This is a genomic window from Halorubrum sp. Ea1 (genome assembly GCF_002252965.1).
Lineage (GTDB): Archaea > Halobacteriota > Halobacteria > Halobacteriales > Haloferacaceae > Halorubrum.
Window position 1 is genome coordinate 39,774 of the sequence record NZ_NHPG01000088.1, and the last position, 13,426, is coordinate 53,199.

The 13,426-nt window shown below is 71.2% G+C and carries 16 protein-coding genes; 4 read left to right on the top strand and 12 right to left on the bottom strand.

The annotated features are described in order from the left end of the window. The first annotated feature begins 27 nt into the window (after window positions 1–27). Window positions 28–213, top strand: coding sequence for a hypothetical protein (locus DJ73_RS10970; protein ID WP_141212947.1), 186 nt, complete (start codon window positions 28–30; stop codon window positions 211–213). Here the strand turns inward: DJ73_RS10970 and DJ73_RS10975 are convergent. The 8 genes from DJ73_RS10975 to DJ73_RS11010 all read right to left on the bottom strand — a co-directional run bounded on the left by DJ73_RS10975 (window position 159) and on the right by DJ73_RS11010 (window position 7,217). Continuing rightward, window positions 159–602, bottom strand: a complete 444-nt coding sequence (locus tag DJ73_RS10975) for a hypothetical protein (RefSeq protein WP_094524603.1) — start codon at window positions 600–602, stop codon at window positions 159–161. The genes DJ73_RS10970 and DJ73_RS10975 overlap by 55 nt on opposite strands. Before the next feature lie 24 nt (window positions 603–626). Then, the gene (locus DJ73_RS10980; protein ID WP_094557956.1) at window positions 627–1,439 is read right to left on the bottom strand and encodes an NAD(+)/NADH kinase; all 813 of its coding nucleotides are present in this window, start codon (window positions 1,437–1,439) and stop codon (window positions 627–629) included. Window positions 1,440–1,497: 58 nt separating this feature from the next. Beyond that, window positions 1,498–2,814, bottom strand: a complete 1,317-nt coding sequence (locus DJ73_RS10985) for a M28 family peptidase (protein WP_094557957.1) — start codon at window positions 2,812–2,814, stop codon at window positions 1,498–1,500. A gap of 59 nt (window positions 2,815–2,873) precedes the next feature. Beyond that, the gene (locus tag DJ73_RS10990; RefSeq protein ID WP_094526705.1) at window positions 2,874–3,536 is read right to left on the bottom strand and encodes a DUF420 domain-containing protein; all 663 of its coding nucleotides are present in this window, start codon (window positions 3,534–3,536) and stop codon (window positions 2,874–2,876) included. A 94-nt stretch (window positions 3,537–3,630) separates the two neighbouring features. Beyond that, a complete protein-coding gene (locus DJ73_RS10995) occupies window positions 3,631–4,683 on the bottom strand; it encodes an NAD(P)-dependent glycerol-1-phosphate dehydrogenase (protein WP_094557958.1) in 1,053 nt (350 codons plus the stop codon). A gap of 76 nt (window positions 4,684–4,759) precedes the next feature. Next, window positions 4,760–5,458, bottom strand: coding sequence for a LysE family translocator (locus DJ73_RS11000; RefSeq protein WP_094526707.1), 699 nt, complete (start codon window positions 5,456–5,458; stop codon window positions 4,760–4,762). A 233-nt stretch (window positions 5,459–5,691) separates the two neighbouring features. Beyond that, window positions 5,692–6,351, bottom strand: a complete 660-nt coding sequence (locus DJ73_RS11005) for a metal-dependent transcriptional regulator (protein ID WP_094524984.1) — start codon at window positions 6,349–6,351, stop codon at window positions 5,692–5,694. An 89-nt stretch (window positions 6,352–6,440) separates the two neighbouring features. Then, window positions 6,441–7,217: a DUF2103 domain-containing protein gene (locus DJ73_RS11010; protein ID WP_094524985.1), complete on the bottom strand. Its 777-nt coding sequence runs from the start codon at window positions 7,215–7,217 to the stop codon at window positions 6,441–6,443. Between the two features lie 159 nt (window positions 7,218–7,376). On the opposite strand from DJ73_RS11010, the gene DJ73_RS11015 reads away from it, so the two are divergent. Further along, window positions 7,377–8,135, top strand: a complete 759-nt coding sequence (locus DJ73_RS11015) for a hypothetical protein (protein ID WP_170938229.1) — start codon at window positions 7,377–7,379, stop codon at window positions 8,133–8,135. Further along, complete coding sequence (locus DJ73_RS11020; RefSeq protein WP_094524986.1) at window positions 8,132–8,785, top strand: hypothetical protein; 654 nt, start codon at window positions 8,132–8,134, stop codon at window positions 8,783–8,785. Before DJ73_RS11015 ends, DJ73_RS11020 begins: the two co-directional genes overlap by 4 nt. On the opposite strand, the gene DJ73_RS11025 is transcribed toward DJ73_RS11020, so the two are convergent. Together DJ73_RS11025 and aroA are read right to left on the bottom strand one after the other, a co-directional pair. Then, complete coding sequence (locus DJ73_RS11025) at window positions 8,782–9,972, bottom strand: TRC40/GET3/ArsA family transport-energizing ATPase (protein WP_094557959.1); 1,191 nt, start codon at window positions 9,970–9,972, stop codon at window positions 8,782–8,784. The genes DJ73_RS11020 and DJ73_RS11025 overlap by 4 nt on opposite strands. A gap of 470 nt (window positions 9,973–10,442) precedes the next feature. Beyond that, window positions 10,443–11,834, bottom strand: a complete 1,392-nt coding sequence (gene aroA / locus DJ73_RS11030; protein WP_094524988.1) for a 3-phosphoshikimate 1-carboxyvinyltransferase — start codon at window positions 11,832–11,834, stop codon at window positions 10,443–10,445. A 143-nt stretch (window positions 11,835–11,977) separates the two neighbouring features. On the opposite strand from aroA, the gene DJ73_RS11035 reads away from it, so the two are divergent. Continuing rightward, complete coding sequence (locus DJ73_RS11035) at window positions 11,978–12,514, top strand: multiprotein bridging factor aMBF1 (protein ID WP_094524989.1); 537 nt, start codon at window positions 11,978–11,980, stop codon at window positions 12,512–12,514. 33 nt (window positions 12,515–12,547) lie between these two features. On the opposite strand, the gene DJ73_RS11040 is transcribed toward DJ73_RS11035, so the two are convergent. After that, window positions 12,548–12,961 (bottom strand): disulfide bond formation protein B, encoded by a 414-nt coding sequence (locus DJ73_RS11040; protein WP_094557960.1) that lies wholly within the window; start codon window positions 12,959–12,961, stop codon window positions 12,548–12,550. After that, window positions 12,958–13,426, bottom strand: a 469-nt coding sequence (locus DJ73_RS11045; protein ID WP_275542253.1) for a DICT sensory domain-containing protein, incomplete at its 5' end; no start/stop codon positions are given. The genes DJ73_RS11040 and DJ73_RS11045, both read right to left, overlap by 4 nt.

A 13,426-nucleotide genomic window follows, 5' to 3' on the forward strand; every position in this document is an offset into this window, starting at 1 on the left:
GCTCGAAAGGGCGTGGACGGCGACTGTGTGGACGGCGACGACGTGGACGACGACGTAGACGGCGATGAGGAGGACGGAACCGCGACGAGAAAAGAGCGAACCGAGGCGGCGACCGCAGGCGGTGACGACGTGGACACGTCGCTCCCGGCGTCGCCGAGCTACGCGACGACGAACTGGTTCCAGACGCCCGCGACGAGGAACCAGAGGGCGTAGTAGGAGGCGAACACCAAGACGAGTAGCGACGCGGCGATGGAGCTCTTCGGGGCCTCGATCGGCATGTCGTTGCGCGCCTCGACGTTCCGCGCCTCCAGCTCGAAGAGGTCGGCGGTCAGCATCGTGATCACGAGCACCGAGAGGATCACGCCGCTCACGGGGGCGTCGAGCACGAACAGGAAGCTCAGCAGTAGCAGTCCGATGTTCGTGAACGCGTGCGGCGTGTACGGTTCGACGTCGTCACCGGCGTTTCCCTGTTCGACGTGTCGTCGGTACGCGACGTGACGTGTGGCGAGGTTCGCCACCGCCATCACGAGTATCGCGTACGGCAGCACCGGTCCGACGGCGGACAGCCAGCCGAGGGGAACGAGGAACTGCAGTGGGTCCATATCGTCACATCCGTTCACGAGTTATTAGAGTGTTTCCGATCGACGCGCTCGGCCCGCGCCCGCGAACGTCACGACCGCGACCGAGTCGGTCGCCTCGATCGCGACCGATCGATGGGGATCGACGTCCCCGCGCTCTTCGCCGTCGACGACGAGCGCGACCGACTCGGCCTCGCGTTCGACGGAGAGCGAGAGCCGCCCGGCGGCGACCCACGCGTCCGTCCGGGTGCTGAACGGGGAGATGGACGCGACGGAGAGCCCGCCGCCGGGCTCCACGATCGGTCCGCCGGCGGCGCTGGCGTACCCGCCGCTTCCCAGGGGGGTCGCGACGACGACGCCGTCGGCGCGGAACGACTCGTGCGTCCCACCGGCGAAGTCGATCGCGAACTCGGAGATACGAGCGGGCTCCGCGGTGACGAGCGCGACGTCGAAGGCGGCGCGCCGGGCCTCGCCGTCCCCCGCGTCGACCGCGAGGACCGGATGCGTGACGCGCCGGACGTCGTCTGCGGGGCGGTCGCCGTCGGCGGGAAAATCGCCGTCGGCGAGACGGTCGCCGTCGCCGGAGCGGTCGCCGTCGCCGCAGAGGGCCGCGTCGAGCAGGGCACCCATGCGCCGCTCCGCGGCGTCGCTATCGACCGCGAGCCGCCGCGAGCCGACTGGGATCACCGGCGCGTCCGGCGCGTCGACGAGGACGTCGCGGAGGGCCTCGTCGCCGACCGCGACGACCGCGTCCGCGGCGGACCGTTCGACGGATCGATACGGGAGGCCCCCGAGGGCCTGCCGGAGCGCCGCCGCCCGGTCGTCGCCGACGACCGCGACGCGCCGTTCCGACGAGTGCATACGCGAGGGATGCGGCCGGCGCGCGTGAAAACCCCTCGGTTCGCGACGGCGGTCGCCCTCAGAACGGCCAGTCGCCTGTGATCTTCATCCCGGTCGCCTTCCCCTCGCGTTCGAGGGCGGCCGCGATCTCTTCGCGGTCCCGCCGCTCGGTCGTCACCGACGCGTCGGCGAGCTCCGCGACGAGCTCGGTCAACAGGATCGCCTGCTCGCGGAGGTTCCGCGGCTCCAGCTTGTCGAGCGTGTCCGCGCCGGTGTGCCCCCAGCCGCGGCCGCGACCCTCCGTCTCGCCGGAGACCATGTATCCCGGGATCCCCCGCTCGACGAACGGCCAGTGGTCGCTGTGCGGGACCAGCTCCCCGCCGAGCGACACCGGGTGGTCGAAGCGGTCGCCGACGCGCTCGGCCGCCGTCTCGAGCGTGTCGAAGCCGTGGTGTTCGAGCTTCAGGGTGCGGCCGAACACGTTGCTGTCGACGTTGACGACCGCCGCGACCCGGTCGGGGTCGACCTCCTCGGCGAACAGCGATGAGCCCACGAGCCCGACCTCCTCGGCGCCGAAGGCGACGAACCGGACCCGCCGGTCGAGCTCGTCCTCGCGGGCGGCGAGGGCGTTCGCGACCTCGACGATCGTCGCAGTTCCGGCGCCGTTGTCCATCGCGCCCTGCGAGATGTCGTGCGCGTCGACGTGCGAGGAGACGACGAGGTACTCGTCGGTGTCGGGCCCGAGTTCGGCGACCGCGTTCCCGCTCGTCGCGTCGGGCGTCTCGCAGTCGACGGCGACGGTGAGGTCGTCGCCCTCGTTGCGGCGGGCGAGCCGCGAGCCGGCCTCCTTCGAGACGCCCACCGCGGGAATGTCGCCCACCGGCGCGTCAGCGGTCCCGACGCTGCCGGTCGGCGGAAGCGTCCCCTCGACGTGGTTCGCGAAGACGAACGCGGCGGCGCCGGCCTCGACGGCGTGGTAGTACTTCTCGCGGCGGTGGATGAACCGGTCGACGGAGTCGGGGGTGTCCGACGAGACCATCACGACCGTCCCGTCGAGGTCGCCCTCGAAGTCCTCGGGGACGCCGTAACCGAGGTCGACGAACTCCCCGATCGCCTCGCCGCTCGGGCTTCGCGGGAGCGCGATGCAGGCGTTCATTCCGCTCGCGACGGGGTCATCGCCGCGTCGGATCGCGCTGTCTCCGCGCTCCCAGCCCTGTATCTCGAACGCCTCGATCCGGGCGTTCCGCGCGCCGGCCGCGGCCAGCGCGTCGCGCGTCAGCTCCAGTCCCTCGCGCTCGCCGTCGGTGCCCGCCATGCGGTGGTCGAGGTCGACGAGGGCTTCGAGGTGGCGCCAGCCGGCGTCGCTCGTGAACGTGTCGCCGATCCAGTCGGTCATGGGCGTGGGTGCGGCGGCGGCGGCTCAAGCGTTTCGGTGGCGGCGGCCGGTGCCGGAGGTTATACCCCCGGCACGAGCGGCAGCAGGGCCGTCGCGGCCTCGGCGGCCGCGAACGTCGAGTCGTACAGGTGGTTCAAGAGGAGGTAGGTGACGACGCCGAGCACGAGCGAGAGGATCCACGCGCTCGCGGCGATCCGGCCGACGCGGCGGTGGGGCGTCTCGTTCCGGAGCTCCCGTTCCGTGTGGGTGAGCCCGAGGACGATCGCGTAGAGGACGACGGGGACGGAGACGACGGAGAGGAGGATGTGGATCGCGAGCATGATCAGGTACGCCGGGTACACCCACTCCCACAGCGGGACCCACGCGTACGCGGAGTCCAAGACGAACTCCTTCGTCCCGCCGCCCGCGACCTTTGGGAGGTACATGCCGAGGAACACGAGGATGAGGGCGAAGGAGGTCGTCATCGCCGCCGCGTGCTTCTTTACCTCGTCGTTGCGGATCCAGTACCACCCGAGCGAGAGCGTGACGATCGTGACGGTGTTGACGGCGGCGATGCCGTGTGCGAGCAGATCGACGGTACCGCGGGAAAGCGTCGGAAACAGCGCCTGAAACTCGGGGACGAGGAACACGCCGCCGACGGCGCCGTAGCCGACGAGGGTGAGGAGCACGGTGATCGCGCCGGCCCGGCCCTTGGCCCGGTCGCGAACGCTGACGGTGGACATACAGTCGGTTGTCGCGGAACGGTTATTTCGCTTTCGAGGACGGGACGAGTCGCAGGCGGTCGGCGCTCACGGGTCGTTGGCGCCGGGCGTCGATTCACCGCTCGATGACGCCGGTCGCCCTCGCGACCTCGATCGCGGCCTCCTCGTTGATCCCGCCTTGGAGGATCGTGTAGCGGTCGCGGATCTCGTGGGCGGTCGTCAGCGCGGCGATCAGCTCCTCGTCGTCGACGCCGAGTTCGGCGGCGGTCGTCGGGGCGTCGAGCTCGGCGAGCGCGTCGCGGATCGCGCTCCACCGCCCGTTCTCGCCGCTGTGGAGGTACTCCGTCATGACCGAGGCGACGCCCACCTGGTGGCCGTGGAGCGCCTTTCCGGGGGCGATCCGATCGAGCTGGTGAGAGATGAGGTGCTCCGCGCCGGAGGCGGGTCGGGAAGAGCCCGCGATCGACATCGCGACCCCGGAGGAGACGAGCGCCTTCACGACGACCCACGAGGACTCCTCTAAGCCGGGACGGATCATGTCGGCGTTCTCGACGAGCAGCTCCGCGGTCATCTCCGAGAGCGCGCCCGCGTACTCGCTGTACTCGACGTTGCGGAGCCGGCGGGCGAGCCGCCAGTCCTTCACGGCGGTGTAGTTGGAGATGATGTCGGCACAGCCCGCGGTGGTGAGCCGCCACGGGGCGTTCGCGAGCAGCGTCGTGTCCGCGACGACCGCGAGCGGCGGGTCGGCGGCGACCGAGTGCCGCGTGTCGCCCTCGGGGATCGAGGAGCGCCCCGAGACGATCCCGTCGTGGGAGGCGACCGTGGGGACGGAGACGAAGCCGACGTTGAGGTGGTCGGCGGCCATCTTCGCGATGTCGATCGGCTTTCCGCCGCCTAGGGCGATCAGGTAGCCGGGGTCGGCCGATTCGGCGGTCTCTTTCAGCTCCTCGACCGCGTCGAAGGAGGCGTCCTCGACGACGGCGGTGGCGGGGTCGTCGAACTGCGCGCGCACCCGGTCGCCGGCGATCTCGTTCGGCGTCGGGCTCGTGACGATGAGCGGCCGCCCCGTGAGGTACAGCTCGCCGACCGCGGCGCCGAGGTCGTCGATCACGTCGTGACCGACGAGCACGTTGCGCGGGAGCTTGATCCACGTGGACTTGTCGAACATACCGGTCGGTCGCGCCCGCGGGTCAAAGCCGTTGTCCATGTCGGTCGGGAGCGACGCCCGCTCTCCGCGCGGCCGCCTACGCGGCGAGCGCCGAGAGCGTCGTCGCCGCGTCGTAGAGGAAGAAGACGCCGAACCCGGCGAGCACGACCGCCGAGGCCACCGCGACGAGGGGCGCGAACGTCTCGGCCCGGTTCTCGGCGGCGACGAGCCCCGCGGGGAAGCCGGTGATCCAGATCAGGATGCCCAGAAAGAAGCCGCCGATGAGCGCGGGGGAGCCGGTAGTGACGACGAAGGCGCCGGCGAGGTCCGCGCCGACGACCGGGAGTCGGGCCAGCACGTCGAGTTCGCCGGGGCGCAGCAGGCCGACGCCGACGGTGAGCCAGAACAGCACCTGGTACGGGTTCGTGAGCGCGAGTACCAGCGCCTTCCGGAACCCCTTGCCCGCCTCGATCGCCGGTTCGTCGCCCGAGGTCGGGCGGAATGACGCGCGCGCGCCTCGGGCCGCGCCGACGGCGAAGTACAGCATCAGGACGCCGCCGGCGGCGACCATCGCGGCGCGGAGCAGCGGGAGCGCGTCGACGACGGCGACGACGCCGAGGTACGCGAGGACGAAGAAGATCGCGTCGGCGGTCGCCGCGCCGAGCCCGGCCCGGAAGCCGGCGGCCCGACCGCGCAGCACCGACTCCTCGGCGATGACGGCGTTCATCGGACCGGGCGGGGCCGCGAGCGCGAGGCCGAAGACGACCCCCGCGGCGAGCGTCACGAGGAGGTTCACACCGCTCGGAACGGTCGGTTTCGTGAAAAAGTCCGCGAAGGAGCGATGAGCGTCAGCGTCGGAAAACCGACACCGACGGGCGGATGTGTCGAGCGCGACGGTCGACGAGCGGATGTGTCGAGCGCGACGGTCGACGAGCGGATGTGTCGAGCGCGACGGTCGACGGACGGGTGTGGTGAGCGATGCGACCGACAAGCCGCGATCGGCGCCGCGGTCGGCGCCGCGCTCGCGGCTCAGTCCGCGTCGTCGACGCGGATCGACCGGGCGATCGCCGCCGGCAGGCTCTGCTCGCCGGTCGGCGTCCGCACGGTCACCATCCCGAAGGGGGCGACGTCGACGACCTCGACCTCGGTCCCGGGCGTGATCCCGGCGTCGGCGAGGTAGTCGAGTTCGTCCTCGTCGCGGTCGGAGACGCGAGCGACGACGACCCGGTCCCCCTCGGCGCGGTCTGAGAGCCGCGGCCCGCTCCCCTCGTCGACCGGCTCCAAATCGGCTCCGGGAATGGGGTCGCCGTGGGGGTCGACGGCGGGGTCGCCGAGCGCCTCGGCGACGCGGCGCTCGAACTCCTCGGAGATGTGGTGTTCCAGGGCGTCGGCCTCGTCGTGGACCTCGCTCCAGTCGTAGTCGAGTCGGTCGGCGAGGAACGCCTCCAGCAGCCGGTGGTGGCGGACGACCTCCAGCGCGACGGCCTCCCCCTCCGCCGTGAGCTCCGCGCCCTGATACGGCTCGCGCTCGACGAGCCCGCGGTCCTCCAGCTTCCCCAGCATGTCCGTCACCGACGGGGAGGTCTTGTCGAGGTACTCCGCGATCGCGGACGTCGAGACGGGCGGCCCCTGCTCGGACTGGAGGACGTAGATCGCCTTCAGGTAGTCCTCCATGACGTCGCTCAGCATTTATAAGCGATCGCGGCCCGCGGCTGAAATACCTACCGGGAGTGAGGAGCGGTCGGAAGCGGCGTCCGCGGCGCTCCGGTCGGTGACGCTCACTCGTCTTGGAGCTCGGCCTCCCGCAGCGCCTCGTTGAGGTCCTCGCGGACGCGCTCGCCGGTCTCGCGGTCCATCGCGGTGGTGACGATCCGGTTCTCCTGCACGCTGGAGCCGTCGCGGAGGAGCAGCCGGACGTTCCCGTTGGTGCCGGCGCGCGTCGCCTTCGCGCGGAGGCCGGTCCGCGAGCCGGTGCCCCCGGCGTCGATGGGACCCGGGACGATCTTCTTGACGTGGGGGTGTTGCGCGACCGTGCTCACCGCCTTCCGCCCCTTGCGGTCGCCGATCAGCGTCGAGTGGGAGCCGCCGATCTTCTCGCGCGGCGGGGTCTCGACCACCTCAAGCGCGCGGTCGCCGCGCCGGTCGAGCACCCACGAGACGACCGGGCTCACGTCGAGACCGCGAGTCGCGTCCGGGTCGTCGCCCGCGTCGGTCCGCGCGTCCGGGACGCGGTAGAACTCGTGGTGGACCTGCGCGCGCGTCTCACGGAGGGGTTCGCGCGCCCCGGCCGCGTAGACGGTGTCGGGGCGCTTGCGGCGGATCTCGTCGGCGACCCGACCGGCGAAGTTGCGGAGCTGGATCTCGGTGAGCTGCTCGTCGCTCTCCGGGCGGGTCGTCACCGTGGTCTCGCCGATGACCTCGTCCTCATCGAGCATCGTCAGGCGCGCGCGGTCCTCGGCGAACTCGGCGACGACGGCGTCGGCGTTGGCGGTGTTGCAGGTGAGACAGTAGTCACCGGGCTTGCGAAGTGGAGTGCCACACCGCCGACAGTTCATATCGAACGGAGGCGCGTGGCGGGTAAAAGCGCGTCCGTTCACGTCACCGCGAGCGCCTCCGTTCGCCCCGGTGCAGTGACGGCCGGACCGGGCCGCGGCGACGGTCGGTCTGCGACCCGGAGCCAACCTATATTAGTGGGGGCACGCCTGAAGAGCGGTATGGACACCGACCGATCCCCGGCGGACCCCGCGGACGGGGACACCGGGACGGAGTTCGAGGGGGCCGGGGAGGAGTCCGAACGTGCCGAGGCGGGGTCCGAACGTGCCGAGGCGGAGTCCGAAGACCCGACCGACGACGAACCGGACGGCCCGGAGGGGGACGCCATCGAAGACCGGTTGGCGCGGCTGTTTCAGAGCGGCCGGACGAACGCCATCGTCGCGTGGTCGATGGTGGCCGTGCTCGTCGGCGCCTTCGTCGAGAGCCTGCTCGGGGCCGACCTCCTTCCGATGGTCCTCGTCGCCGCCATCGCCGCCGTCGTGGTCGCGCCGGCGGTCGCGGCACGGGACCCGCGGGTGATTCCCCCGTGGGAGGTCCTCGGACTCGCGCTGTTGCCGGTGCTCGTACGCACGCTCTTCGGGGGTGAACTCGGGACGTTCGCGACGTACCTCGCGATCGCCGCGTTCGCGCTGATCGTCACGGTCGAACTCCAGATGTTCACCACGCTGCGGGTCACGCACTGGTTCGCGATCGTGTTCGTCGTGCTGGCGACGATGGCGACGGCGGCCGCGTGGACGGTGCTCCGGTGGAACGCCGACAGACTGCTCGGCACGGAGTTCCTGACGACCAACGAGGCGCTGATGATCGAGTGGATGTACGTGACGCTGGCCGGCGCCGCCGCCGGGGTCATCTTCGACGCCTACTTCCGGCGCCGCGGGGCGCGGCTGCGTCGCGCCATCCGATGGGTGGTGCGCCGATGAGCGTCCGCGGGGCCTTCCGCGCCCGCCCGTCGCTACGGACCCAGCGCCGGCTCACGAGGGGGATGCAGGTCCTCCTCGCCGCCATCGTGGTGTACGGCGTGGTCTTCGGCCAACCGAAGGCGATCACCAACGGCGGCCTCGGCCTCTTCGTTACCTTCGTGCCGGCGCTTTTGGAACGCAACTACGACATCCCGCTGGACCCGTGGCTCGGCGTGTGGATCACGTCGGCGGTGTTACTCCACACGCTCGGGTCGGCGTGGTTCTACGCACAGATCCCGTGGTGGGACCACCTCACCCACGCGCTCTCGGCGTCGCTGATCGCCGGCGCGGGGTACACGACGCTGCGGGCCATCGACCTCCACAGCGACGAGATATCCATCCCCTCGCGGTTCGCGTTCGTCTTCATCCTCGTCGTCGTCCTGGCGTTCGGCGTCGTCTGGGAGCTGTTCGAGTTCGCGCTCGACATCGTCGCCGACGAGACGGGGGTCTCGATGCCGCTGGCCCAGTTCGGGCTCGACGACACCGTGCTCGACCTGATGTACAACTCCGTGGGGGCCTTGGTCGTGGCGACGTTCGGACAGGCGCACCTCACGGGCGTCGCGGAGCGGGTCCGGGAGGGGCTGTACGGGGCGTTAGACGAACGGTCCTAGCGCAGACACGCCGCCACGACCCGCAGCGCGGCCTCGCCGCGGACCTCGTTCGCGAGCAGCGGCACGCGCTTCACGTCGCGGCCGCGGAACAGGTCCGTGGCGCGTCGGAGCGCGGACTGCTGGACCTCCCACCGCCGCGCGCAGAACTCGCAGGTGTCCGGGTTAGGCTCGACGATCCACGCGGGGTCGACGTCGGCCACGTCCCCGACGCCCTCCATCACGCGATTGACGACCAGCGTGTTCACCGGAATCCCGAACTCGTCGAGGCGGGCGACCAGGCGCTCCGACTCGACGACGCTCATCTCCTCGGGGATCGTCACGACGCGGAAGTCGGTCTGTGCGGGGTCCCGCAGCACGGCCCGGAGGCGCTCGATGCGCTCCTGCAGCTCGTCGAGGTCGGCGGTCGGGTCCGCCTCGTCGTCCCCGGCGCCGAACATCCCCTTGAGCCCGTCCATCATCCCCGAGAAGCGGTTGCGGAGCTTCATCACGCGGCCGATCATCGAGTCCATGATCTCGGGCAGTTGGAGGAGCCGGAGGGTGTGCCCGGTCGGCGCGGTGTCGACGATCACCCGGTCGAACCGCGGGTCGTCGAGGTACTCCAGCAGCTGGCGCATCGCGGCCGCCTCGTCGGCGCCGGGCATCGTCCCGCCGAGCAGCGAGCCGATTCCTTCCTCGCCGTCGGGGTCGCCGTCCGGGTCGGCGCCGCCCATGCCGCCCATCCCGCCCATCGCGTCGCCCATCTCGCCCATCCCGCCGAGGGGGTCGCCGTCCGCGCCGAACATCCCCTCGTCCATCGCGTCGTCGGGGTCGATCTCGGCGGCGAACAGCGGCATGTCCTCGCGGATGCGCGTCGGCTCCGCCGGGATGTCCGTCTCGTAGGTGTCCGAGAGGGAGTGCGCCGGGTCCGTCGAGACGACGAGCGTGCGGACGCCGCCCGCGGCCGAGGAGAGCCCCGTCGCGGCCGCCATCGTGGTCTTCCCGACCCCGCCCTTCCCGCCGTAGAGGACGTACTCGGGGGCGTCGACGCCCTCGGGGAGGTCCGTGGCGGCGTCCGTCTCGGCCGGTAGGTCGGCGTCGGTGGCGTCGGTCTCGTGACCGCCGGCTCCGTGCTCGCCGTCGCCCGCGGCGTCCTCGTCGCTCTCGGGCTCCTCGACGCGATCCACGGGTTCGACGTCGATGTCGTCCATACCGGGTCGTGGGCGCGGCGCGTTTGTGTACTCGTCGGTCTTACGAAGGGGACTCGTGGGAGTCAGATCGCGGAAAATAGACAATCAGAGTGACTGTCGCTATCTCGGCGAATGACGTCAAAGCCCCAGTCGCTCGGTTGGAAATGGTTGACCGCGAATCGGCGGTGAACACCTCCAAAGCCCCAGTCGCGAGGACTCGATGGGCTCGCTGCGCTCCTCAGTCGCTCGTTTCACTCGCTCCCTGCGGTGCTTGCATCGCCCGTCTTCGTCCTCGCGACTGCCCCTTTGAGTCCCATCCACCCGCAACCGCACCGCAGCCTCACACCTCCCCAGCCTCGTCGCTCACTTCGTTCGCGACTCCCTCGCGCGTGCTGCTCGGCCGCGAAGCGACCTCGCAGGCACGCGCCACTGCACCGCCGTTCGTTTATAAATAATCGCCGCTTCCGTCTAGCGGTGTTTATATATCGCGTCTACTCGCCCGTACCCTCGCGCTCGACGGCCATCCCGAGGTCGGCCATCGCGTCGAAGAAGTCCGGGAACGAGACGTCGACGTGCTCGCCGCCGCGGATCGTCGTGGTGCCCTCGGCGGCGAGCGCGGCCACGGCGAGCGACATCACGATCCGGTGGTCGGCGCGGCCGTCGACGGTCGCCCCCCGCAGGTCGCTCTCGGACCCGTGGATCGTCAGGACGTCCGGCTCCTCGGTCGTCTCGGCGCCCATCTTCGTCAGCTCCTCGGCCATCGCGGCGACGCGGTCGGTCTCCTTGTACCGGACGTGCTCGCAGTTCGTGATCCGGGTGTCGCCGTCGGCGACCGCGCCGAGCGCGGCGATGGTGGGGAGGAGGTCGGGCGTGTCGCCCACGTCGACCTCGACGCCCGAGAGGTCCGAACGTCGGACGGAAATGACCCCCTCGTCGCGGTCCCACTCGACGTCGACGCCCATGCGCTCCGCGATGTCGACGATCGCGGAGTCACCCTGCGCGCTCGGGCGAGCGCCCTCGATCCGGACGGACTCGCCGGAGCCGGCCGCGACCGCCCCGGCCGCGACGAGGTACGAGATGGACGAGAAGTCGCCGGGGACGGCGTAGCTCCCGCCGGCGGGCGCGTACGACTGGCCGCCCTCGGCGACGAACCCCGCCGCGCCGGCGGCGCCGTCGAGCGCCTCCCCGTCGGCCCCCACGGGGGTCGCCTCGACGCCGAAGTCGTCGAGCAGTTCGAGCGTGATGTCGACGTACGGCGCCGACTTGAGGTCGGTCGTCAGATCGATCTCGATCCCCCGGTCGGTGACCGCGCCGGCCATCAGCAGCGCGGTGACGTACTGCGAGGAGACGTCGCCCGGGATCGCCACCTCGCCGCCCGCGAGGGGCCCGGAGATAACCAGCGGCGCCTGGCCGTTACCCCGGGTCGACTCCGCGCGGACGCCGAGGTCCGTGAGGGCCGTCAGGAGCGGCCCCTGCGGGCGCGACCGGAGCGACCCGTCCCCCGTCAGCACCGTCGCGCCGTCGGCGAGCGCGGCCGCGGCCGTGACCAGCCGCATCGTCGTCCCGGAGTTCGCGCAGTCGATCACGTCGTCGGGGACCGCCGGCCGGCCGTCGAAGCCGTCGACTGAGAGGGACTCGGCGCCGTCGGGGACGAGCGCGTCGGTGTCGGCGTCGGCGACGTCGCTCCCGGACTCCGGCCCGACCGCGCCGCCGAAGGCGGTCACGGCGCGGGCGGTCGCCCGCGTGTCAGCGGAGACGAGCGGGGACCGCACGGTCGCGCCGTCGCTGTACCCGGCGGCGAGCAGCGCGCGGTGCGTGTAGCTCTTCGAGGGCGGCGCGCGGGTCGTCCCCCGCACGGTCGAGTTGGTGACGTGGACGTCCATACCACCTCTGCCGGGCGCGGCGACAAGTCGGTACCGGACGCGGCACGACTCGTCGCGGGGCGAACGGCCGCGGACGCGGTCGATCGGTTCCGCCGCGGCGCCCCGGCGCACCCTTTATACCACCGGGAGCGTTAGCGTCGCGTATGCCCCAGTGTGAGATGTGCGGCGCCGACCAAGCCTCGCTGACGACGACGAAGGTCGAAGGCGCCGAACTGGAGCTGTGTAGCTCGTGTACGGACTTCGGCACAGAGGTCCGCGACGAGTCCACCGGCTCCGGTGGCAGCAAGTACTCCACGAGCTCAAGCACCGGGAAGTCGTCCGCCTCAGGCTCGTCGTCCGGCGCCTCGGGGTCCGGCGGCTCCTCGGGCGGCTCGACGCGGCCGCGCGACATGTTCGACGACATGGACGAGATCGCCACCGACTACGACGATCAGATCCGGAACGCCCGCGAGTCCCGCGGGCTCAGCCAAGAGGAGCTGGCCGACCAGCTCAACGAGAAGGCCAGCCTCATCCGCAAGCTCGAACGCGGCGACACCCTCCCGACCGACGAGGTCCAGCGGAAGCTGGAGCGGGCGCTCGACATCTCGCTCGTCGAGGGCGAGTCCGTCGAGGACGCCGACTGGGACGGCGGCGACTCGGGGACGATGACGCTCGGCGACGTGGTCAAGCGGAAGGACTGAAGACACCGTCGCGCGGCGTTCGCCGCTCCGCTCTTATTCGACGCGTAGCCGCATCCCGACGAGCAGGACCGCGAGCAGTACGAACGCGACGAGCGAGAGGTTCGGGATCGTGAGTCCGAGGGACGGGCTCTGCCACTGAACGGTCGCGCACGGACCGTCGAGCGTGCACTGTCCCTGCGTCGCTTGGAGGTGCGAGTGGTACGCCGAGAGGGCCAGTCCGGGAGCCACGAGCGGGAGCGCGGTTCGCGAGACCGCCGGCCGTGCCTCGACCGTCGCGACGCCGAGCACCGCGACGAGCGGGTACATGAGGATCCGCTGGTACCAACACAGGTCGCAGGGCGCGAGCCCGAGCCCGAGGCTCAACCAGAGGCTCCCCGCGGTCGCGACCGTCGCGACGAGCGTCGCGGCCGACAGCCAGACCGTCGCCTCCGAGGGGCGGCCGGTCACACCGTCGCTCCGCCGTCGTCCGTCTGCTCCGATCCCCCGTACCGCTCCGCCAGGTAGTCGATGATGTAATCGACCGTCTCGGGGTCGTAGCTCCAGAAGCCGAAGAACTCGCCGGGCGCGCGCTCCTCGGCGAGCAGCGCGCACTTCGCGTCGTCGTAGCCGCCGCCGTCGTACGCGACGAACCACGTCTCGCGGATCTCGGCGGTCTCCCCGACGTGGACCGTGTAGTGTTCGACGTCCGGCGGGTCGCCCTCGTTCGCGGCGTACGCGTGGACGCTGAGCCGCTCCTTCTCGCCTAAGAGGTCGTACGTGTCCGCCTCGCCGGTGAGGACGTCGAGGGTCTGGAACCCGGCGTGGAGCTCGCCGTCGCCGACGCGCCACGCGCGGTCCTCGATCTCCCGGGACGCGGCGACCATGTCCTCCCGGGAGTAGGACGTGAACATCGTCTCATCGAGGTGGTCGAGG

Excerpts from the sequence above, each read along its gene's own strand:
- DJ73_RS10975 (WP_094524603.1), bottom strand. The coding sequence starts at position 602 with ATGGACCCACTGCAGTTCCTCGTTCCCCTCGGCTGGCTGTCCGCCGTC.
- DJ73_RS10980 (WP_094557956.1), bottom strand. The coding sequence starts at position 1,439 with ATGCACTCGTCGGAACGGCGCGTCGCGGTCGTCGGCGACGACCGGGCG.
- DJ73_RS10985 (WP_094557957.1), bottom strand. The coding sequence starts at position 2,814 with ATGACCGACTGGATCGGCGACACGTTCACGAGCGACGCCGGCTGGCGC.
- DJ73_RS10990 (WP_094526705.1), bottom strand. The coding sequence starts at position 3,536 with ATGTCCACCGTCAGCGTTCGCGACCGGGCCAAGGGCCGGGCCGGCGCG.
- DJ73_RS10995 (WP_094557958.1), bottom strand. The coding sequence starts at position 4,683 with ATGTTCGACAAGTCCACGTGGATCAAGCTCCCGCGCAACGTGCTCGTC.
- DJ73_RS11005 (WP_094524984.1), bottom strand. The coding sequence starts at position 6,351 with ATGCTGAGCGACGTCATGGAGGACTACCTGAAGGCGATCTACGTCCTC.
- DJ73_RS11010 (WP_094524985.1), bottom strand. The coding sequence starts at position 7,217 with ATGAACTGTCGGCGGTGTGGCACTCCACTTCGCAAGCCCGGTGACTAC.
- DJ73_RS11015 (WP_170938229.1), top strand. The coding sequence starts at position 7,377 with ATGGACACCGACCGATCCCCGGCGGACCCCGCGGACGGGGACACCGGG.
- DJ73_RS11020 (WP_094524986.1), top strand. The coding sequence starts at position 8,132 with ATGAGCGTCCGCGGGGCCTTCCGCGCCCGCCCGTCGCTACGGACCCAG.
- DJ73_RS11025 (WP_094557959.1), bottom strand. The coding sequence starts at position 9,972 with ATGGACGACATCGACGTCGAACCCGTGGATCGCGTCGAGGAGCCCGAG.
- aroA (WP_094524988.1), bottom strand. The coding sequence starts at position 11,834 with ATGGACGTCCACGTCACCAACTCGACCGTGCGGGGGACGACCCGCGCG.
- DJ73_RS11035 (WP_094524989.1), top strand. The coding sequence starts at position 11,978 with ATGCCCCAGTGTGAGATGTGCGGCGCCGACCAAGCCTCGCTGACGACG.